Here is a 20,802-nt window from a genome sequence, read left to right on the forward strand (position 1 = left end):
TGGCCGCTTGGACGGGTCAGCGGCCATTTCCCCTCTTCCCCGTTCCGCGTTGCCCTCCCATTTGCTAGACAGACAGGAGACCAACCGGAGAGCCTGATGACCGTTTCGCCGAACGACCAGCACCGGACGGATCCGTCCGGGGTCCTGAACCTGCTGGACGACCTGATCGCCAAGGCGCGCGCCGCCGGGGCGGATGCCGCCGACGCCGTGCTGTTCGACAGCGCGTCCGTGTCCCTCGCCCAGCGGCTGGGCAAAACCGAAAAGCTGGAGCGGTCCGAATCCGGCGATCTCGGGCTTCGGGTGTTCGTCGGCAAGCGGCAGGCCATCGTCTCTTCCACCGACCGCAGCGCCAAGGCGCTGGGCGAACTGGTCGAGCGCGCCATCGCCATGGCCCGCGTCGTGCCGGAGGACGGATTTGCCGGCATCGCCGATCCCGAACAGCTGGCCCGCAGTTGGCCCGACCTCGACATCTGCGACACTGAGGAACCGTCCTCGGAAACGCTGATCGAGCGCGCCCGCATCGCCGAAGAGGCGGCGATGGCGGTCGAGGGCGTTACCAACTCCGAAGGCGCCGATGCCAGCTGGAGCCGGTCGACCATCGCGATTGCCGCGTCCAACGGCTTCGCCGGCAGCTATGGCGTGTCGCGCCAATCGCTGTCGGCCTCCGTCATCGTCGGGACCGGGACGGGGATGGAGCGCGACTACGACTATGACAGCAAGGTCTATGGCGCCGACCTGCGCGATGCCGCCGAGATCGGCCGCGAGGCCGGCGAGCGTGCCGTCCGCCGCCTGAACCCGCGCCGCGTCAAGAGCTGCAAGGTGCCGGTGGTGTTCGACCCGCGGGTGTCGCGCGGCCTGCTCGGCCACCTGACCGGCGCCATCAGCGGCCCCAGCATCGCCCGCGGCACCAGCTTCCTGAAGGACAAGATGGGGCAGCGGATCTTCGCGCCCTCCATCACCATCGTCGACGATCCGCATGTGAAGCGCGGCCTGCGCTCCCGCCCCTTCGATGCGGAGGGCGTCGAGGTGACGCGCCGCACGCTGATCGAGGACGGCGTGCTGACCACCTGGCTGCTCGATCTGCGGTCGGCCCGGCAGCTCGGCCTGCAGACCACCGGCCACGCCGCCCGCGGCACCTCCGGCCCGCCAGGTCCGGCCCCGGCCAACGTCTATATGGCCGCCGGCAAGCGCAGCCGTGCCGACATGCTGGCGGAGATCAAGGACGGCTTCTATGTCACCGACCTGATGGGGATGGGCGTCAACGGCGTCACCGGCGATTACAGCCGCGGCGCCGGCGGTTTCTGGATCGAGAACGGCCAGCTCGCCTATCCGGTCAACGAGATCACCATCGCCGGCAACCTCAAGGACATGTTCCTGAACATGGAGGCCGCCGACGACCTGGAGCTGCGCTTCGGCATGGATGCGCCGACCGTGCGGATCGACGGCATGACCATCGCGGGCATGTAACCGGCCGGGCGGAGGGTATCTCCGCCCGCCTCTTCATCACTTGGCATCCTTCTTGCGCAGACAGCGGGCAACCCTTGGCGGGTTCGCCCGCTTTTTGTGCTGCATTTCCGCCACTCCGCCTATCCAAACGTCAGCTACGCCCTTGCGCATATCTGCCCAATCTGATAGCAATTCGCCGCTTTTTTAGGCGCATTGCTGAAGGTTTGTGCAAATGGATGCGGCAAAGACGGGTGGCGACGTTCTTTTCGTTCTGATGGGCGCGGTGATGGTGCTGGCGATGCACTGTGGCTTCGCCCTGCTGGAGGTCGGGACGGTCCGGCGCAAGAATCAGGTCAACGCGCTGGTGAAGATCCTGTCGGACTTCGCCATGTCGACCATCGCCTATTTCTTCATCGGCTACACCGTCGCCTACGGCATCGATTTCTTCACCGACGCCCAAACGCTGATCGGCAAGGGAAGCGGCGGATTCGCGGCCTACGGCTACGATCTGGTGAAGTTCTTCTTCCTGGCGACCTTCGCCGCCGCCGTGCCCGCCATCGTGTCGGGCGGCATCGCCGAGCGCGCCCGCTTCTGGCCGCAGGCGGCTGCCACCCTGGCGCTGATCGCGCTGTTCTATCCGCTGATGGAAGGCACGGTGTGGGGAACCCGCTTCGGCCTGCAAGCCTGGATGGCGGCCAGCTTCGGCCAGCCCTTCCACGACTTCGCCGGGTCGGTGGTGGTCCATGCCTTCGGCGGCTGGGTGGCGCTGGGTGCGGTGCTGAACCTCGGCAACCGCCGCGGCCGCTACCGCGCCAACGGGTCGCTGGTCGCCATCCCGCCGTCGAACATCCCGTTCCTGGCGCTGGGCGCCTGGGTGCTGTGCGTGGGCTGGTTCGGCTTCAACGTGATGAGCGCGCAGGTGCTGGACGGCGTGACCGGTCTGGTCGCGCTGAATTCGCTGATGGCGATGGTCGGCGGCATCGTCACCTCGCTGGTCATCAGCCGCACCGATCCCGGATTCGTCCACAACGGCGCGCTGGCCGGTCTGGTCGCGGTCTGCGCCGGCTCCGACGTGATGCACCCGCTGGGGGCGCTGATCACCGGCGGCGTCGCGGGCCTGCTGTTCGTCTGGGCCTTCAACAAGTGCCAGATCGACTGGAAGATCGACGACGTGCTGGGCGTCTGGCCGCTGCACGGCCTGTGCGGACTGACCGGCGGCCTGCTGGCCGGTGTGTTCGGGCAGGAGGCGCTGGGCGGCCTGGGCGGGGTGTCGATCCTCAGCCAGATCGTCGGTACGCTGGGCGGCGCCGGCTTCGGATTCGCCGCCGGTCTGGCGGTCTACGGCCTGCTGCGCGTCACCGTCGGCATCCGCCTCGACCCCGAACAGGAATACAAAGGCGCCGACCTGTCGTTGCACCACATCACCGCCTACCCGGAAGAGGATGCGCCGGGTATGTAATGCGCCGCACACAACTCCGCCGCCCCTTGGCCGACTCTTGCTTTGCCGGGGCGGCGGCTTTAGTGTCCGGCGCGAACTCCTCCCCCTCACGACGCCGGATTTTGACCGCCCCATGAAGGCCGCCATCGTCGTTTTCCCCGGCTCCAACCGCGAACGCGACGCCGTCGCCGCGCTGGAGGCCGTCAGCGGGACCAAGCCGCATCTGGTCTGGCACCGCGACACCGAACTGCCCAAGGTCGACCTGATCGTCGTGCCCGGCGGCTTCTCCTATGGCGATTACCTGCGCTCCGGCGCCATGGCGGCGCATTCGCCGATCATGCGCGAGGTGAAGGCGCGGGCCGATCAGGGCGTGCGGGTGCTCGGCATCTGCAACGGCTTTCAGATCATCACCGAGGCCGGTCTGCTGCCCGGCGCGCTGATGCGCAACGGCGGACTGAAGTTCATTTGCCGCGTCCAGCATCTGCGGGTGGAGAACACCGACAGCCCCTTCACGGCGAAATACGCCAAGGGTCAGGTCGTCCGTTACCCGATCGCCCATGGCGACGGCAACTATTGGACCGACGCCGAAACGGTGAAGCGTCTGGACGGCGAGGGCCAGGTCGCCTTCCGCTACATCGCCGACGAGACCCGCGCCGATCCGCGCGGCAATCCCAACGGTTCGGTCACCGACATCGCCGGCATCTTCAACGCCAAGCGCACCGTGCTGGGCCTGATGCCGCACCCCGAGGACGCGGTGGAGGCCCTGCACGGCAACACCGACGGCAAGCCCATGTTCGAAGGTCTGGTGGAGGCCCTGTCGTGAGCGCTGAAGCTACCAAGGCGCAGGAGCGTCCGGTCACCGTCGAGCTCGCCAAGGAGTTCGGCCTGTCCGCCGAGGAATACCGGAACGCCCTGGACATCCTGGGCCGCACCCCGACCTTCACCGAGCTGGGCATCATTTCGGTCATGTGGTCGGAGCATTGCTCCTATAAGTCGTCCAAGGTCTGGCTGAAGACGCTGCCGACCACCGGCCCGCAGGTGATCTGCGGCCCCGGCGAGAATGCCGGCGTGGTCGACATCGGCGACGGCGACGCCGTCATCTTCAAGATGGAAAGCCACAACCACCCGTCCTACATCGAGCCCTTCCAGGGCGCGGCGACGGGCGTCGGCGGCATCCTGCGCGACGTGTTCACCATGGGCGCCCGACCCATCGCCAACATGAACGCCCTGCGCTTCGGCTCGCCCGACCATTCCAAGACCCGCCATCTGGTGTCGGGCGTGGTCGCCGGCATCGCCCATTACGGCAACTGCGTCGGCGTGCCGACCGTGGGCGGCGAGACCAACTTCCACCCGGCCTTCAACGGCAACATCCTGGTCAATGCGATGACCGTGGGCGTGGCCAAGACCGACAAGATCTTCTATTCGGCCGCCGCCGGCATCGGCAACCCGGTCGTCTATGTCGGGTCCAAGACCGGCCGCGACGGCATCCACGGCGCCACCATGGCGTCGGCCGAGTTCACCGAGGATTCGGAGGAGAAGCGCCCGACCGTGCAGGTCGGCGATCCCTTCACCGAGAAGCTGCTGATCGAAGCCTGCCTGGAACTGATGGAGACGGACGCCATCGTCGCCATCCAGGACATGGGTGCCGCCGGCCTGACCTCCTCCTCGGTCGAGATGGCCGGCAAGGGCGGCCTGGGCATCGAGCTGACGCTCGACACCCTGCCGATGCGCGAACAGGCGATGACGCCCTATGAGATCATGCTCTCCGAAAGCCAGGAGCGCATGCTGATCATCCTGAAGCCCGGCCGCGAGGAGGTGGCGAAGGCCATCTTCGACAAGTGGGAGCTGGACTTCGCCGTCATCGGCCACCTGACCGACACCGGCAATCTCGTCATCAAGATGTATGGCGAGACCTGGTGCGACATGCCGATCGCCCCGGTCTCCAACGCCGCGCCGGAATACAACCGCCCGTGGGAGCCGACTCCGAAGTCTTCGGACGTCGATGACGGCGTGCTGGCCGGCTATTCCGCCGATCTCGGCGACACCCTGACCAAGCTGTTCGGCTGCCCCGATCTGGCCTCCAAGCGCTGGATTTGGGAGCAGTATGACAGCCTCGTCGGCGGCGACACCCGCTTCATGTCGGGTCAGGCCGACGCCGCGGTCGTCCGCGTGCCGGGCCAGACCAAGGCGGTCGCCATCACCACCGACTGCACCCCGCGCTACTGCCTCGCCGACCCGGTCGAGGGCGGCAAGCAGGCGGTGGCCGAGGCTTGGCGCAACCTGTCGGCGGTGGGCGCCCTGCCGCTCGCCATCACCGACAACATGAACTTCGGCAACCCCGAGAAGCCGCGGATCATGGGCCAGTTCGTCGGTGCCGTTCAGGGCATCGGCGAGGCCTGCAAGGCGCTGGACTTCCCGGTCGTGTCGGGCAACGTCTCGCTCTACAACGAGACGAATGGCGAGGCGATCCTGCCGACTCCGGCCATCGGCGGCGTCGGCATCATGCCGGACGCGATGATCGCGGTCGGCATCGCCTTCAAAAATGAGGGCGACGTGATCCTCGCCGTGGGTGAGACGAAAGGCCACATCGGCCAGTCGATCTTCCTGCGCGAGATCCTCGGCCGTGAGGAGGGAGCTCCCCCGCCGGTCGATCTGGCGGTGGAGCGCCGCAACGGCGACTTCGTCCGCGGCCTGATCCGCGAGGGTCTGGTGGTGTCGAGCCATGACGTGGCCGACGGCGGCCTGATCGTCACCATCGCCGAGATGGCGCTGTCCGGCGGCGTCGGCGCCTATCTGACCGCCTTCGACGGCGCGTCCCCGCGCGTGCTGTTCGGCGAAGACCAGGGCCGCTACGTCCTGGCCGTCCGTCCGGATGTCGCCGCGACGGTGCAGGAGAAGGCCAAGGCGGCCGGCGTTCCGGTCACCGTGCTGGGCGAGACCCGCGGTACGGCGCTGTCGGGTCGCGGCGGCGACATCGTGTCGCTGAAGCGCCTGCGCGAGGCCAACGAAAGCTGGCTGCCGGATTACATGGCCGCCGAGCTGTAAGGTAAGAAAAAGGGGCTGCTTCGGATGAAGCAGCCCCTTTCGATTCGTGTCACTTTATAGGACTGGTGGACGCCCCCCAGCCTTCTCAGGTCCGGCGCCTCACTCCGCCGGATTGGTCGCGGCAAGCGCCCGGCGGCGGACCCAGAGGATGCTCTTGATGGCGATCCACAGGGCGCCGATGGCCAGAGCGGACAGCACCAGGATCTTCGGCCCGTCCTCGCCGATGGCGGCAGCTGCTTCGCCGAACAGGTAGCCCGCACCGGCAAAGCTCCAGGCCCAGATGCCGGCGGCGATGAAGTTCCAGAACAGGAAGCGGGACCACGGCATGCGCGAGGTGCCGATAGCGACCGACGCGATGTTCCGCACGCCATAGAGGAAGCGGAAGACCAGGATGAAGGCGACGCCGTATTTCTCAAGCCAGCGCAGCACCCGGCTGGCATGGACCTCGGCCGAGGGGAAGCGCGCGAGTGCCCTGTTGCCCCAGCGGCGCCCCAGCCAGAACCAAACCTGATCGCCCATGAAGCTGCCGATCCAGACGGTGCCAACCAACCAATATAGATTGATGATGCCGAGCTTCGCACCCATCCCGCCGAAGATTACAAATGTTTCACCTTCAAAAAAGGCCCAGACAAAGGCCAGCGGGTAAAAGGCGTTCCCCCATTCCTGCAACCAAGTGATCCAGTCCAAAGCCCCCTCCGGGAGACGTCGCTTGTGGGTTCAGCGGGCCCAAAGGCGTTTGACAGCCACTATATTGTGCGATGCGGCATATAAAACGCGGGCTGGAAGGGATCATGACATAAAGACGCGACGTTTGTCTCGGAAACTTTCTTGACTAAGGAGTGGCCCCAAGGGCGCCCAGCCGGTCAGAAGTCGTCACCCGACAGCTCCCCCACCGCTTGCCTGGCAGCCCGCAGCAGAGCCTGGTTCGGCTCCTGCGGCATATCGCCGTCATCGCCGTCCGGATCGCTGCGGTCGGGCGCGGCGCGACGCTTCAGTTCCCGCGCAGCTTCGATCAGCAAATGAGCCAGCCGCTGGTCGGGCAACGCCTGCACCAGCGCCCGCAGCTCCGGATTGGACAGCGCGGCCGGGTCGAACGCAGGGGGCGGAGGCGGCGGAGCAGGCGGGGCGAGGGGCAAGGTCGCGACGCCGGCCGTGAGCACTGCGGCCCTGGGCAGAGGGGCGGCCTCCCGCACCATGTCGACCGCCACCTGGGCAGCCATGGTTGCCGCAGCGCCGGCCGTCCGGCTGCGGCGCGGCTTGCGCGCCGGTTCCGTCTCCGGCAGGTCGTCGAACAGAAGCCGTTGGACGCTCATCGCTGCAGATGCTCCCTGCACTCCACCATCGGCATGGCGTCACCGTCGCCGCAGCCATTTCCGTTCACTCGCAGTTTGCGATGTGTTCTCTTTTCATTCTAGGAAGAGCATCCGGTTTGTCGAGTGGATTCTGTGGGGCTGCCCGATCAGCGCGCCGTGTCCAGGGCGTCCAGGAACCGTTCCGGCCGCAGCACCCTCGTCTCCCCGGCCCGGCGCACCGACAGGAGTTGACGGTCGACGGTCACCAGCCAGGGCACCGACCCGCCAACCGCGGCGGCCAGGAACATGTCATCCTCCGGGTCGCGGCACAGGCGCCCGACCGCCGCCGGTGTCACCAGAACGGTCTCCGCCCTGATGCGGTCGAGGAAGGCGCGGCGATCCGCCGCGGAGGCGTAGCGGTCGAAGGTCGGGCGCATCAGCACCTCCTCCAGTTCCGCCAGCGTTTCGCTGCTGCCGGTCAGCCCGCCATCCTCCCGCACCCGCTCCACACAGCGGCGGATCGCGTCCTGGCGCCTGATCACGGTGTCGCCCAGCAGCGCATAGGCCACCAGGATGTTGGTGTCGAGCACGGCACGGACCGGGGCGCGGACCTGTGGGCGAACCGTCTCCGACGCTGTGTTGTCCTGTGTGAACATTGATATATCGGAAGGCTGTATTGGTTGAAGAACTCAGCTGCCTTGCGAGGCCCTTGTTGTGGGGCGGAACGGTTTGCGGTAAGAAGCCCGCGAGGTCTGAACGGAATCTTTAGGACGGAAACATCGGCATGACCAGCATCCTCGTCGTCGACGACAGCCGACTGGCACGCAATATGGTTTCCAGCGTCATCGCCTCGCTGCGGCCCGACTGGACCATCGTCACGGCCGCGAGCGGCGAAGAGGCCCTGGAAATCGTCGGGGAGGTGCCGCCGGCTGCCGCCATCGTCGACTACAATATGCCGGGCATGGACGGTCTGGCGCTCGCCGAGCGGCTGAAGGAGCGTTTCACCGGCCTCACCATCGGCCTGCTGACCGCCAACGTCCAGGACGCCCTGCGGCGCAAGGCCGAGGCGCTGGGCGTCCGTTTCATCGCCAAGCCGATCACCTCCGACAAAATCCGCGACTTCCTCGCTGCGGCCGGGCAGTGACGCCGATGGAAGAGCCCGCATCGGGGGATTTCCTTCGCCTGGACGACGACGAGGCCGACGCCATCGCCGAGTTGTTCAACATCGGCATGGGCGAACCGGCCGCCGCCCTCAGCTCCATGCTGGGGGAGGAGGTGCTTCTGTCGGTGCCCTCCTTCGCCGTGTCGACCCACGCCCGCATCACGCGGGAGGTCGGCGGCGATCTGGCTGCCGACCGGCCGGTTTGCGCGGTCCGCGGCGCCTTCACCGGTCCCTTCACCGGGGAGGCGATGCTGATCTTCCCCGAACGCGGAACGCTGGCCCTCGTCGGCCGGCTGGTCCCCGTCGATCCCGCCGCCGAGGCGCCGGGCGAGATGGAGCAGGACGCGCTGACCGAGATCGGCAATATCATCCTGAACGGCTGCCTCGCCAGCCTGTCGAACCTGATCGGCGGCGAATTGTCGGGGGCGGTTCCGGGTTATGGCGCCGGCGCCCCCGCGGCGGTCATCGGCTCCGCCACCGACCCCGTGCTGTTCGTGCGCATCGACATGGCGCTGGCGGCGGGCGATGCGCACGGACATGCGCTGTTCCTGCTGGACATCGCATCGCTGGATGCCTTCCGCGAGGCGATCCGCCGGGCATTGGCAGGGCTATAGCGAAACGGGGGAGGCGGCAATCTGCCCCCTCCCCCGTTCCGCTCATCATCGGGTGGCGTGCGCCTCGCCGGATCAGGCCAGTTCGCGCCGGCCGGCGGCGGGAGTGCCCAGCGCCGGAACCTTCACTGCGAAGGCACCGTCACCCAAAAGAGACTGCACCACGAGCAGAACCGTCCAGAAGGCCGGAAACTCCCAGCCGCCACCCTGCGCGCTGAACACCCAGCCATTGCCGACATGCTGCAGCGTGGCGCCGATCATGATCGGCAGCAGGGCCAGCGCGATCCAGCGGGTATAGACACCGGCGATCAGCAGAAGCCCGCCGCCGATCTCGCCCAGGATCACGAGATAGGCGAAGACGCCGGGAAAGCCGATGCTCTCGAAATAGCCGACGGTGCCGGGGATGGTGAAGGTCATCACCTTCAGCACGAGGCCATGGGCCAGGAACAGCAGGCCAAGGCCAACGCGCAGCAGGAAGGCGGCATAGGGAGCGGTGCGAGTGTCGATCATGGTCAGGGTCTCCTCTGTCAGGCGGTCGGTTGCGGCCGCGTTTCGTCTGCAGAGGAGATTAGGCTGGATCGATGCGCGCGATAATCCGCGGAGTCAACGAAGATTTGTTGTTGGTGGAGGGACAATTGGCCGGCGGTGCCCTCTCCCGCCTCAACTCCCTCTCCCCGGGGGGCTACGGGATGCATACATCTCGCATTTGCGAAAAGACGCGCAACTTAACATTGAGGACAGCCCCTCTCTCCTTGCGGGAGAGGGGTTGAGGTGAGGGGCGGAAACTTGATTGCCACGGGCTTTCAGCCCGTCGCACCCCTCATCCCAACCCTTCTCCCGCAAGGGGAGAAGGGCTTTTCACCACCGGTGGTTGCCGCCATTTCGCAGAGGCGAGATGTGTGCATCCCGTAGCCCCGGGGGGAGAGGGGATCCTCCCAGCTCACCCCCGCTTCCAGCTGGTGCCCTGCGGGCCGTCCTCAAGAACGATGCCCTTGTCGGCCAGCTCCTTGCGGATGCGGTCGGCCTCGGCGAAGTTCTTCGCCGCGCGGGCGGCCTTGCGGTCGGCGATCAGCTGCTCGACATCGGTGTCGCTCAGCCCTTCGGCCCCGCCGGTCGGGGGCCAGCGGAACCATGCCTCCGGGTCCTGCTGCAGCAGGCCGAGCTGCCGGCCGGCCGCCAGCAGCGCGCCCTTGGCGGCGGCCTTCTCGGCATCGCTCTTCGCCTTGTTCACCGCGGTCGCCAATTCGTGCAGATGCGCGATGGCGAGCGGGCTGTTCAGATCGTCCTCCAGCGCCGCCAGCACGTCGAAGGGCAATTCGCCCGGCATCGCCGCGGGTTCGCCGCGCAGGGCCTGATACCAGCGGTCGAGGGTGCCCTTGGCCTGCCGGATGCCTTCGCGGGTGAAGTCCAGCGGCTGGCGGTAATGGGCGCTCAACAGGGTCAGGCGGATCGCCTCGCCGGGGAACTCGTCCAGCAGGTCATGCACGGTGAAGAAGTTGCCGAGGGACTTCGACATCTTCTCGCCTTCGACCGTCACGAAACCGTTGTGGACCCAGGTGCGGGCCAGCCGGTCGGTGCCGTTGGCGCAGCAGCTCTGCGCGATCTCGTTCTCATGATGCGGGAAGATCAGGTCCAGCCCGCCGCCATGGATGTCGAAGGTGGCGCCCAGATGCTCCTTCGCCATGGCGGAGCATTCGATGTGCCAACCCGGACGGCCGCGACCCCACGGGCTGTCCCAGCCGGGCTGGTCCGGCGTGCTGGGCTTCCACAGCACGAAGTCCGAGGCATCGCGCTTGTAGGGTGCCACCTCCACCCGCGCGCCGGCGATCATGTCCTCCAGCGAGCGGCGGGACAGCTGGCCATAGCTGGGCATCGACGGCACCGAGAACAGCACATGCCCTTCCGCCGCATAGGCATTGCCGCGTTCGATCAGCGTGGCGATCAGCGCGATCATCTGGCCGATATGCTGGGTCGCCCGCGGCTCGATGGTCGGGCGGAGCGCGTTCAGCGCGTCCATATCGGCATGGAACAGGTCGGTGGTGCGCGCGGTCAGCGCGTCGATCGGCTCGCCGCTGTCGCGGGCGCGGTCGATGATCTTGTCGTCCACATCGGTGATGTTGCGGACATAGGTCACCGCCGGGTAGAGCCGCGACAGCAGCCGGAACAGCAGGTCGAACACCACCACCGGCCGGGCATTGCCGATATGGGCGGTGTCGTAGACCGTCGGACCACAGACATACATGCCGACATGGTCCGGGCGAAGCGGCTCGAAGCGCTCCTTACGGCGGGTCAGCGTGTTGTAGAGGTCCAACGGCACGGTCCGAACTCCTGGAGTGAGAGGGATTCAGGCGGTTTCGCCGGCCAGTCGCCGGAGGCTGCGCGCCCGTCCGATCAGGGGTAGCAGGTTCTTCAATTCCGGTCCATGGTCGCGCCCGGTCAGCGCCCGGCGGAGAGGAAGGAACAGCTCCTTGCCCTTGCGCCCCGTCGCCCCCTTCACCGCGTTGGTCCAGGCGCCCCAGGTGCCGAGGTCCCACGGCTCGTCCGGCAGCAGCGCCGCCGCCTGGGCCAGGAAGCCGGCATCCTCGACCAGCGGCGTCACCGGCGCATGGGTCACCGCCCACCAGTCCCGCGCGTCGCTCAGCCGCGCCAGATTGGGCCGCACCGCATCCCAGAAGGCGGCATCGGCGCCGGTCAATCCCAGCGCCTCCAGCCGGGCGGCCACCGCCTCGAAGGGCGTCAGATGCAGGATGCGGGCGTTCAGCCGGCCCAGCTCCTCCGGATCGAATTTCGGCGTGCCGCGGGCGATCTTGGACAGGTCGAACTCCGCCACCAGCTCGTCCAGCGTCAGCCGCGCCTCGATGGGGTCGGAGGTGCCGAGCTTGGCCAGCAGGCTGTTGACCGCCATCGGCTCGATGCCGTCCTCGTCGCGCAGGCTGCCGACCGACAGGCTGCCCAGCCGCTTCGACAGCCCCTGCCCGCCGGCATCGGTCAGCAGCGGCAGATGGGCGAAGATCGGCACCGTGGCGCCCATGGCCTCGAAGATCTGGATCTGCACCGCAGTGTTGGCGACATGGTCCTCGCCGCGGATGATGTGGGTGATGGCGAAATCGGCGTCGTCGACCACGCTGGTCAGGGTGTAGAGCGGCCGGCCATCCTCGCGGATCAGCACAGGGTCGCTCAGCGCCGTACCTTCGAACCGCACCGGCCCGCGGACGAGGTCGGTCCACTCCACCGGAGTCGGGGTCAGCTTGAAGCGCCAATGGGCTTTGCGCCCCTCCCCTTCCAGCCGGGCGCGATCCTCGTCGGTCAGGCGCAGGGCGGCACGGTCGTAGATCGGCGGGCGGCCCTGCGACACCAGACTGGCGCGCTTGAGGTTGAGCTCTTCCGGCGTCTCGTAGCAGGGATAGAGCCGGCCGGCGGCCTTCAGCGCGGCAGCGACCTCGTCATAACGCGGGTAGCGGTCGCTTTCGCGGGCGAAACGATCCCAGGTGAGACCGAGCCAGGTCAGGTCGGCGGCGATGGCGTCGGCGAATTCCTGGGTGGAGCGCTCCTCGTCGGTGTCGTCCAGACGGAACATGAAGCTGCCGCCGGTCTTGCGCGCGAACAGCCAGTTGACGAGCGCCTGGCGCACATTGCCGACATGGATGCGGCCGGTCGGGCTGGGGGCGAAACGGACGGCGGTGGACATTGGCTGGACTCGATTGCAGACGGGACAGGTCGGCAGTCCTAGCATGCTGCGCCGCCCGCCGGAAGCCGCACGCACTCCCGGATGCCGCCTGTGGCGCCTCCCCCGGCGCGCCGAGAGGCTGCGTCCACCGGCGCCGCCTGCTCCAGCCGCTTCTCGTCCAACGGAATGCGGAACCGAACCGGCGGCGGATTTTCGGGCGGCGCGGACATGGGGCCTCTTCCTGTCCGATTGGGTGCGGAAGCCTTATCGCAGAAAAAGATATCGTAATAATAATTTGACTGGACAAGCCCCAGCCAGGCAGTGTAAGGATTTGCATATCGCGATAACCAATGTCGCACAATCGATCGTCGGGAGATCGACATGACCTCGTTGAAGACCGGCGCCTCGCGGCGCGGCATGCTGACCGTCGGCCTGGGCCTGTCCGCCACCGCCGCCGCCCTGCCCTTCGTCCAGTCCGCGCAGGCCGCCCAACCGGCCACCGCGTCCGCATCGGGCGCGAAGGTAATGGGCAGCGGCACCGTCACGACCAAGGACGGCACGCAGATTTTCTTCAAGGACTGGGGCACGGGTCAGCCGATCGTCTTCCATCATGGCTGGCCGCTGTCGTCGGACGACTGGGACGCCCAGATGCTGTATTTCCTGTCGCAGGGCTTTCGGGTCATCGCCCATGACCGGCGCGGCCATGGCCGGTCGACGCAGACCGCAACCGGCAACGACATGGACACCTATGCCGACGATGTCGCGGCCCTGACCTCCCATCTCGGCCTGAAGAACGCCATCCACATCGGTCATTCCACCGGCGGCGGCGAAGTGGCCCGCTATGTCGCCCGGCATGGCGGAAACGGGCGGGTGGCGAAAGCCGTGCTGGTCGGCGCGGTGACGCCGATCATGCTGAAGACCGCCGCCAATCCGGGCGGCCTGCCGCTGGAGGTGTTCGACGGCTTCCGCGCCGCATTGGCCGCCAACCGCGCGCAGTTCTTCCGCGACATCCCGTCCGGCCCCTTCTATGGCTTCAACCGTGACGGCGCCAAGGTTTCGCAGGGTCTGATCGACAACTGGTGGCGGCAGGGCATGATGGGCGGGGCCAAGGCCCATTACGATTGCATCAAGGCCTTCTCCGAAACCGATTTCACCGAGGATCTGAAGAAGATCGACGTGCCGGTTCTGGTGATGCACGGCGACGACGACCAGATCGTGCCGATTGCCGATTCCGCCCTGCTGGCGGTCAAGCTGCTGCGGAAAGGGACGCTGAAGGTTTATCCGGGCCTCCCGCACGGCATGGCCTCCACCCACGCCGACATCATCAACCGGGATCTGCTGGACTTCATCAGGAGCTGATGCCGTCACGCGAAAGCCTCGGGCAATGTCCGGGGCTTTCGCCGGTTGCCTGCCCCGGTTGCCCTAATGGAGCATTAGGCGAACGGAAGACTCCTGGGGTAGCGTGGCGGCAAAGCCAACCCCCGGAGAGTTTCCATGGCAGAGAAAAGCTTGCGCATCGGCGTCGTGCTGTCGGGCTGCGGCGTTTTTGACGGTGCGGAAATCCACGAGGCGGTCTGCACCCTGCTGGCCATCGCCAAGGTGGGGGCGGTCGCGGTGTGCTACGCCCCCGACATCCCGCAGGCCCATGTCGTCAACCATCTGACCGGTGCCGAGACCGGCGAGAGCCGCAACGTGCTGGTCGAATCGGCCCGCATCGCCCGCGGCAAGATCGCCCCGCTCAGCGAGTTCTCGGCCGGCGACGTCGATGCGCTGATCTTCCCCGGCGGTTTCGGCGCGGCCAAGAATCTCAGCGATTTCGCCTTCAAGGGGGCGGACTGCTCGGTCAACCCGCAGGTGGTGGCAGCCGTCGCCGCCATGCGCGCGGCCGGCAAGCCGATCGGCGCGCTGTGCATCGCCCCGGCCATCCTCGCCAAGATCCTGGGCCAGCAGGGGGTGGAACTGACCATCGGCAACGACCCCGGCACCGCCGCCGCGCTGGAAACCATGGGCGCCATCCACCACACCACCAGCCATGGCGAAATCGTGGTCGATCCGGGGCTGAAGATCGTCACCTCGCCCTGCTACATGCTGGATGCCGATCTGCTGCAAATCGCCGAGGGTGCAGAAAATACGGTCAAGGCTCTGGTCGATCTGGCGAAGTGACCAAGAGAAAGGATGGCGAAGGGGGTAGCGATACCTCCTTTGTCACCCGTAATGTCACAAAGCCGGGCAATAATTCATTAACCGCCTTCCAACACCCTTGGCCTCGGTTTCGTATTTTTCGGGCGAGGGCTGGCGATGACCTGCATTGTGGGATTGGTGGACGGCGACCGGGTGTGGATGGGCGGCGACAGCGCCGGGGTGAACGGCCTGGACATCACGGTGCGCGCCGATACCAAGGTGTTCCGCAACGGCGATTGCCTGATCGGCTTCACCAGTTCCTTCCGCATGGGCCAACTGCTGCATTACCGGCTGGAAGTGCCGTCGCGTGACGGCGATGTCGACCTGTTCCGCTACATGGTGGTGGACTTCGTCGATGCCGTCCGCAGCTGCCTGAAGGATGGCGGATACGCCCACCGTTCCAACGATGTCGAGACCGGCGGCACCTTCATGGTGGGGTTGGAAGGCCGGCTGTTCACCGTGCAGTCCGACTATCAGGTCGGCGAGGCGGTGCGCGGTTATCACGCCATCGGCTGCGGCTCCGACTATGCGTTGGGCTCGCTTGCCTCCACCGCCGGGCAACCGCCGGAAGAACGCGTGTTGAAGGCCCTGGAATGCGCCGAGATGTTCAACGGCGGCGTCCGCGCGCCCTTCACCATCCAGTCCAGCCTGCGCCGTCCGCAGCTGGCCCTCACCGAGGCTGCGTAGCCTTCGACCAAAGTCGAAAGCAATGGCCAAGGCTGGGCTCTGGTCATCCAAAGCATCGTGGCGTATGAACCGACGTCCTGCTGCAGTGCGGGACAGGGAATAACCACAAAAACTTTGGGTGATAGAGATGACGGACCAAGCGGTTACCGCCGATGCTTACTTCGGTGAAGACGAGAACCCGGCCGGGTTGCTGACCAACTGGGGCAACTCTCCCTATCTCGTCTTCCCGGCCATGCTGCTGATTTTCATCATGCCGCTGGCGATCGTCTTCCATCCGACCTGGATCGTGCTGCCGGCCGTGCTGTGGAGCTTCGGCATGATCGCCACGATCATCAAGCTGACCCGCGGCTGACGCCCGGACCGGCAAAAGCAAAGGGCAATGGGGGACCGTTCGCTCCCCCTGCCCACCCGCATCCGCAATAATCGCACTCAAGCCAGATCGACGACATCGCCGCCGACCGGAAGGCGCCGCAGCCGTGCGACGGTCCGGCGCGAAACGCGCGGTCCCGGCGGCGCCCGGCGGCGGTCCGCTTCCGCCCGAACCACCATCCGCCAAACCGCCTCCACCGTTTCGGCCCCATGTCCGCGCCCGGCGAGATCGACCGGCGAAAGCCCGCCGTCGAGCAGGCCCGCCAGCAGATCGTCCAGCACCTCCACCGGCGGCAGTCCGGCCGGCGTCGCGGCCTTCAGCCGGCGCGCCAGCACCCGTTCCGGAACCACCCGCCCGGCCGGCCCGCGCGATCCCGCCGGCTGGTTGGCGTTGCGCCAGCGCGCCAGTTCCAGCACCGCAGTCTTCGGTATGTCGGCCAGCACGGCATAACCGCAGCCCGACTCCTCCGGCACGAGGCCGAGCAGTCGGTCGGTGCGGTCGGCGGTCGACAGAAGCAGCGCTCCCATCCGCTCCGCCAATGCCGCCAGGGTCGCGGCGCGCAGGCGGGCGTGCAGCCGGTCCGCCGCCCCGGCCGAGTCGCGCCCGGCAAAGACAGGGGCCAACAGCGAGTCGGCAGCCTTCAGCACCGGGGCGAGCGCGACATTGTCCAGGCGGCACCCCAGCAACTCCACGATCTCGGCCGCGTCGTCCAGGCTGTCCGCCAGCGCATCGACCTCGCTGCCCGGCAGCGGGGCGCGGACCGCCAGCACCCGCTCCGGCCCAAGCGCGTCGACGGCGATGGCCGCGGTCAGCGCCGAGTCCAACCCGCCGGTCAGGCCGACGACCACGCCCGGGGCGCCGCCCTTCGCCACCGCGTCGCGCAGGCCCAGCACCAGCGCGCTGTAAAGCGCCTCCACCCCCTCGACCGGCGCAATCATTTCGGCTTCGGAACTGTCCCAGGAATCATCGTCGCCACGCTCCCAGCGGGAGAGCAGCAGATGCTCGGCGAACAGCGGGGCTTGGGCGACCAGCCGGCCGCCGGGCGCGAGGGCGAAGCTGCCGCCGTCGAACACCCGCTCATCGTCGCCGCCGACCGCGTTCACCGCGACCAGGGGCAGGCCGCACTCCACCACCCGCGCAACGGCGGCCTGCACCCGCTCGTCGGCACGGCCAGGGGCGAAGGGGCTGGCCAGCAGCGCGACCAGCAATTCGGCGCCGCTTTCGGCCAGCGTTTCCGCCACGTCGGCGCCCGCCAGATCGCCGCCGACCAGCAGGCCGACGCGCACACCGCGGACATTCACCGGCCCCGGCATCGGACCGGGATCGAAACGATCATCCTCGGGCGCGCCGATTTCGCCACCATCCGTTTCGGCCTGGAAACGAACTGCGGCGATCTTGCCCGCATCCAGCAGCAGGGCCGCATAGTGCCGCTTGGCGTCATCACGCCAGGGGGCACCGACCAGCAAGGCCGGCCCTCCATCGGCGGTATCCGCCGCCAGTGCCCGGGCCATCGCCTCCACGGAGTCGAGGAAGGCGGGCTGAGCGATCAAATCCAGCAGAGGAAGGCCGGACAGCGCGCCGGCCGGACAAACGACGAGGTCGGCGCCGCGCGCCGCGGCCTCCGCCCGGGCGGCGCGGATGAGATCGGCGTTGGCGGCGAGGCTGCCGGCGGCCGGATCGATCTGGGCGAGCGCGATGGAAAGTCGGTCGGTCATGATGGCAGGTTCCCTTCCTGCGGGTCCTTTTGCCATCAGCGTAGCAGTGCGCCCGGCCGAGCGAAAGCCGCGGCTCGTCGCAGGTCGTCACGCAAACGAAACAAGTGGCCGAACAAATGGCGTAAAGCTTAGAGACAGAAGCAACAAAGTCTTCGATGCTTAGTAAGGTAAGGAAGTTATCACGATCTTTTGGAGAAATGTCCGAAATTAATAAATGGTAAAGGTTGCCGGCGTCATGCTTCCACTTGCACAAAAACTACGCGATGCGGGGGCATCCATGTATTACGCGGAGCTCAGCGGCCCGAACGGCAAACCGTCGGTGCTGTCCACGGCTGTGCAGAACGGCTCGTCAAAGACGGCCGGCACGGCGAAGGACGCGCTGGCCAAGTCGGACGCGAAATCGGTCGACGGCGACAAGGCGGAGAAGAAGAGCCAGTCGCCGGCCTACACCATCAGCCAGTCGATGGAATCGCTGCTGGACAGCATGACCGGCAAGAGCGGTGCCCAGGCGGCGGGCGGGGGTGGCGCCCTCGCGGCCGGCAACAGCAGCGTCGACCGCGCCAAGCAGGCGCAGTCGCTGATGCAGTCGGCGCTGGACCACGGCAAGGATCTGGCTGGCGCGTTCGGCAAGGGCATCGACGCGCTGAAGCAGGGGCTCGGCGACACGCTGAGCATGCTGGGCGTTCCGCAGAACCGCATCGACGACGCGGTCAGCGGCTTCGGCGACAAGCTGAAATCCAAGCTGGACGGCATGGACTTCAGCCAGATGTCGGTGGATATGCAGGCCACCCAGTCGCAGTGGTCGATCGAATCCCACGGGATCGAACTGGAAATCCAGGACGGCGACCGCAGCGTCCGCATCTCCTTCGCCAAATCGACTCTGGATTTCCGCCGCGACGACCAGCGGCTCCAGGCCTCCCTGGGCAAGGGCGGCGACATGGAGCTGAGCGCAATGGGCATGACCACCACGGCCACCGGCAAGTCCACCGGCATGATCGTCCGTTCCGAAGGTTTCAGCGACGACGAGATCAAGGACATCCTCGGCAAGCTGAACGACATGGCTTCCAAGGCCGGCGGCGACGGGATGAAGGGGCTGGCGGTGCTGAAGCCGACCACCTCCAAGAACGGCGTCACCCACCTGACGCTCGACCTGTCCGCCCCGGTGGACGGGCTGTCCGGCGGCAAGGACGGTGCAGCGGTGAAGGAGGCGGAGGCGGCCTCGTCGTCGGGCTCGGCCGCGAAGCCGCAGAGCGTCAACCTGACTGCCTGAGGCTCCTTTCTTAACAGCCAACTTGTCACAGCGCCGGCCCGGAACCGACCGGACCGGCGCTTGCCCATGCCGGGTGGCTTCATTACAAGCGGACTGACGCCGGCCGGAGAGCCGTGCCTCACCCGTTCCCGGAACCATCGCCCGGACAGAAGCCATGACCGACCGCGACACGCTGCTGGCCCTGAACCAGGCCTTCTACCGCGCCTTCACCAACCGCGATGCCGCCGCGATGGAAGCGCTGTGGGCGGAGACGCTGCCCGTGTCCTGCATACATCCCGGCTGGACCGCCCTGTTCGGCCGCGATGCCGTCTTGACCAGCTGGCGCGACGTTCTGCGCGCTCCCAGCGGCGTCACCGTCGAGGCCCGGAACGAGCGCGTCACCCTGCACGGCGACACCGCCCTGGTGGTCTGCGAGGAGATGCTGGGCGGAGCCGTTCTGGCCGCCACCAACCTGTTCGCGCGGGAAAACGGCAGCTGGCGCCTTGCCCACCATCAGGCCGGTCCGATCGCCCACGCCCGCGCCGATGTGGAGGTCCCCGCCAAGGCACCCCGCCGCCTGCATTGAGGGCGACCCCACTTACGGCAAGCTCGCCACCTCCGGCCGAGTCTCCAGGTGGCGGACGAGGTCGATCACGACCCGGTCGGCGGTGACCTGATCGGGATCGCTGTTGGTCAGCGCCACCACCCCCCAGCGATGCGCCTTGGAAAAGGCGATATAGGCGTTGAAGCCGCCGGTGGAGCCGGAATGCCAATGGATCGGCGTTCCATCCCCTGCCCAGGCGACGAACCAGCCGAGCGCCATCGCCCCTGCCCCAAGGCTTCCCGCATCGGTGAGCGTCCGGCCGTCGACCTGGACCGTCTGCGCCAGCGCCAGGGTCCCCGATGCCGCGGACGTGCAGCCTTGCCCGGCGGGCCCCGCGGCGCGGCTGGGACAGTCGCCCAGATTGGCGGACAGCCAGCGCAGCATATCGTCGGCGGAGGAATAGAGGCCGAAGGCCGGTAGCATCGCCGGCGCCTCCCAATCCGGCACGATCCGGCCGCGGGCATGGCCGGCCGCCTTGCGCGCCCGCTGCTCCGCCGTCGGCTGCAGGGTGGTGTCGCGCAGGCCGAAGCGGTCGGTCACCACCCGCTTCAGCAGGGCGTCAAAGGATTGTCCGGCCGCGGCGGACAACGCCTCGCCCAGCACCGCCATCCCGGCGTTGGAATAGCTGAAACGCACGCCCGGCGGCACCGGCGGCCGATAGCCCGACAGCCACAGCCCAAGTTCTGCGCGCGACAGCCGCTTGTAGGGGTTGCGCGGGTCTTCCAGCCGGTTCCAGGAAAAGCGCGGAGTCTCGGGCACGCTGGGCAGACCGGCGGTGTGGGTGGCAAGATCGCGCAGGCGGACGCTCAGGCCGTCATGGTCCGGCGGATGGGCGACCTGCACCGGGCCGACGCGCCGCAGATGGCGCTCCAGCGGATCGTCCGGGGACAGGCGGCCCTCCCGCACCAGTTCAGCCATGATGGTGCCGGTGAAGGGCTTGGTGAGGGAGGCGATCTGGAACAGCGTGCGCCCGTCCGCCGGACCGCCGTCCGCACGCCCGGCGTCGCCCCGCCCCACCACCAGCGACCGGCCGTCGCGGATCACGCCGACGACCAGACTGCCCGCCCCGGCCGGCGGCCGGCGCTCCTCCACCGCACGGGTCACCAGTTCGGCCAGCGGGTCGCCGGCCCGATCCTCGGACTGATCGAGACCGATGGCCCCGGTCGGGCCGAAGGGAACGCTCCACAGCAGCAGACTTAAAACGCACAGCAGCAGCCTGCGCCGCATCCCCGCCTCCGCCCGGCCTCAAAATCGCAGGTTCGGAGAGTGGGGAGAGCTCCGGCGGGCGGACAGAGCCGCGAAGGGCGATCCGGCTAAAGACGGCGGCGGAGCGGT

At 67.5% G+C, this 20,802-nt stretch carries 20 protein-coding genes; 12 read left to right on the top strand and 8 right to left on the bottom strand.

All coding sequences use genetic code 11. The features are described from left to right. The first annotated feature begins 96 nt into the window (after positions 1-96). The 4 genes from AZOLI_RS10185 (at position 97) to purL (ending at position 5,929) form a co-directional block, all read left to right on the top strand. Complete coding sequence (locus AZOLI_RS10185) at positions 97-1,467, top strand: TldD/PmbA family protein (protein WP_014248544.1); 1,371 nt, start codon at positions 97-99, stop codon at positions 1,465-1,467. Positions 1,468-1,678: 211 nt separating this feature from the next. Continuing rightward, positions 1,679-2,905, top strand: a complete 1,227-nt coding sequence (locus AZOLI_RS10190) for an ammonium transporter (RefSeq protein ID WP_014248545.1) — start codon at positions 1,679-1,681, stop codon at positions 2,903-2,905. A 112-nt stretch (positions 2,906-3,017) separates the two neighbouring features. Further along, positions 3,018-3,707: a phosphoribosylformylglycinamidine synthase subunit PurQ gene (purQ, locus tag AZOLI_RS10195; RefSeq protein ID WP_014248546.1), complete on the top strand. Its 690-nt coding sequence runs from the start codon at positions 3,018-3,020 to the stop codon at positions 3,705-3,707. Further along, the gene (gene purL / locus AZOLI_RS10200; RefSeq protein ID WP_014248547.1) at positions 3,704-5,929 is read left to right on the top strand and encodes a phosphoribosylformylglycinamidine synthase subunit PurL; all 2,226 of its coding nucleotides are present in this window, start codon (positions 3,704-3,706) and stop codon (positions 5,927-5,929) included. The genes purQ and purL overlap by 4 nt, the downstream gene beginning before the upstream one ends. Before the next feature lie 99 nt (positions 5,930-6,028). Here purL and AZOLI_RS10205 read toward each other — a convergent pair whose 3' ends face one another. The 3 genes from AZOLI_RS10205 to AZOLI_RS10215 form a co-directional block, all read right to left on the bottom strand. Next, the gene (locus AZOLI_RS10205) at positions 6,029-6,514 is read right to left on the bottom strand and encodes a DedA family protein (protein WP_014248548.1); all 486 of its coding nucleotides are present in this window, start codon (positions 6,512-6,514) and stop codon (positions 6,029-6,031) included. Positions 6,515-6,792: 278 nt separating this feature from the next. After that, entirely contained in the window at positions 6,793-7,242 is a 450-nt protein-coding gene (locus AZOLI_RS10210; RefSeq protein ID WP_014248549.1) for a hypothetical protein, read from the bottom strand. Between the two features lie 146 nt (positions 7,243-7,388). Further along, positions 7,389-7,877 carry a putative toxin-antitoxin system toxin component, PIN family gene (locus AZOLI_RS10215; RefSeq protein WP_014248550.1) on the bottom strand — a complete coding sequence of 163 codons (489 nt, stop codon included), beginning with the start codon at positions 7,875-7,877 and terminating at the stop codon, positions 7,389-7,391. 128 nt (positions 7,878-8,005) lie between these two features. On the opposite strand from AZOLI_RS10215, the gene AZOLI_RS10220 reads away from it, so the two are divergent. Next, on the top strand, positions 8,006-8,365 hold the full coding sequence (locus AZOLI_RS10220; RefSeq protein WP_014248551.1) for a response regulator: 360 nt from the start codon (positions 8,006-8,008) through the stop codon (positions 8,363-8,365). A gap of 5 nt (positions 8,366-8,370) precedes the next feature. Next, positions 8,371-8,997, top strand: a complete 627-nt coding sequence (locus AZOLI_RS10225; RefSeq protein ID WP_014248552.1) for a chemotaxis protein — start codon at positions 8,371-8,373, stop codon at positions 8,995-8,997. Between the two features lie 72 nt (positions 8,998-9,069). On the opposite strand, the gene AZOLI_RS10230 is transcribed toward AZOLI_RS10225, so the two are convergent. The 3 genes from AZOLI_RS10230 to gltX all read right to left on the bottom strand — a co-directional run bounded on the left by AZOLI_RS10230 (position 9,070) and on the right by gltX (position 12,682). Beyond that, positions 9,070-9,504, bottom strand: a complete 435-nt coding sequence (locus AZOLI_RS10230) for a DoxX family protein (protein ID WP_014248553.1) — start codon at positions 9,502-9,504, stop codon at positions 9,070-9,072. Positions 9,505-9,934: 430 nt separating this feature from the next. Then, positions 9,935-11,311, bottom strand: a complete 1,377-nt coding sequence (gene cysS / locus AZOLI_RS10235) for a cysteine--tRNA ligase (protein WP_014248555.1) — start codon at positions 11,309-11,311, stop codon at positions 9,935-9,937. 27 nt (positions 11,312-11,338) lie between these two features. Beyond that, a complete protein-coding gene (gene gltX / locus AZOLI_RS10240) occupies positions 11,339-12,682 on the bottom strand; it encodes a glutamate--tRNA ligase (RefSeq protein WP_014248556.1) in 1,344 nt (447 codons plus the stop codon). Between the two features lie 360 nt (positions 12,683-13,042). Between gltX and AZOLI_RS10245 the strand changes: the two genes are divergently transcribed. The 4 genes from AZOLI_RS10245 (at position 13,043) to AZOLI_RS10260 (ending at position 15,881) form a co-directional block, all read left to right on the top strand. Next, positions 13,043-14,020, top strand: coding sequence for an alpha/beta fold hydrolase (locus tag AZOLI_RS10245; protein WP_014248558.1), 978 nt, complete (start codon positions 13,043-13,045; stop codon positions 14,018-14,020). Positions 14,021-14,155: 135 nt separating this feature from the next. Further along, positions 14,156-14,824 (top strand): isoprenoid biosynthesis glyoxalase ElbB, encoded by a 669-nt coding sequence (elbB, locus tag AZOLI_RS10250; protein WP_014248559.1) that lies wholly within the window; start codon positions 14,156-14,158, stop codon positions 14,822-14,824. Between the two features lie 135 nt (positions 14,825-14,959). Next, positions 14,960-15,529, top strand: coding sequence for a hypothetical protein (locus AZOLI_RS10255; protein WP_014248560.1), 570 nt, complete (start codon positions 14,960-14,962; stop codon positions 15,527-15,529). A gap of 127 nt (positions 15,530-15,656) precedes the next feature. Beyond that, a complete protein-coding gene (locus AZOLI_RS10260; protein WP_014248561.1) occupies positions 15,657-15,881 on the top strand; it encodes a hypothetical protein in 225 nt (74 codons plus the stop codon). A 77-nt stretch (positions 15,882-15,958) separates the two neighbouring features. Here AZOLI_RS10260 and nadE read toward each other — a convergent pair whose 3' ends face one another. After that, positions 15,959-17,614 carry an NAD(+) synthase gene (gene nadE / locus AZOLI_RS10265; RefSeq protein ID WP_014248562.1) on the bottom strand — a complete coding sequence of 552 codons (1,656 nt, stop codon included), beginning with the start codon at positions 17,612-17,614 and terminating at the stop codon, positions 15,959-15,961. A 277-nt stretch (positions 17,615-17,891) separates the two neighbouring features. Here nadE and AZOLI_RS10270 point away from each other — a divergent pair, with 277 nt between their 5' ends. Next, entirely contained in the window at positions 17,892-18,884 is a 993-nt protein-coding gene (locus AZOLI_RS10270; RefSeq protein WP_014248563.1) for a hypothetical protein, read from the top strand. Positions 18,885-19,038: 154 nt separating this feature from the next. Next, positions 19,039-19,449, top strand: coding sequence for a nuclear transport factor 2 family protein (locus AZOLI_RS10275; protein WP_014248564.1), 411 nt, complete (start codon positions 19,039-19,041; stop codon positions 19,447-19,449). A gap of 12 nt (positions 19,450-19,461) precedes the next feature. On the opposite strand, the gene AZOLI_RS10280 is transcribed toward AZOLI_RS10275, so the two are convergent. Next, the gene (locus tag AZOLI_RS10280) at positions 19,462-20,694 is read right to left on the bottom strand and encodes a serine hydrolase domain-containing protein (RefSeq protein WP_014248565.1); all 1,233 of its coding nucleotides are present in this window, start codon (positions 20,692-20,694) and stop codon (positions 19,462-19,464) included. Positions 20,695-20,802: the final 108 nt, after the last annotated feature.

The organism is Azospirillum lipoferum 4B (assembly GCF_000283655.1).
In the GTDB taxonomy this organism is placed as follows: Bacteria; Pseudomonadota; Alphaproteobacteria; order Azospirillales; family Azospirillaceae; genus Azospirillum; species Azospirillum lipoferum_C.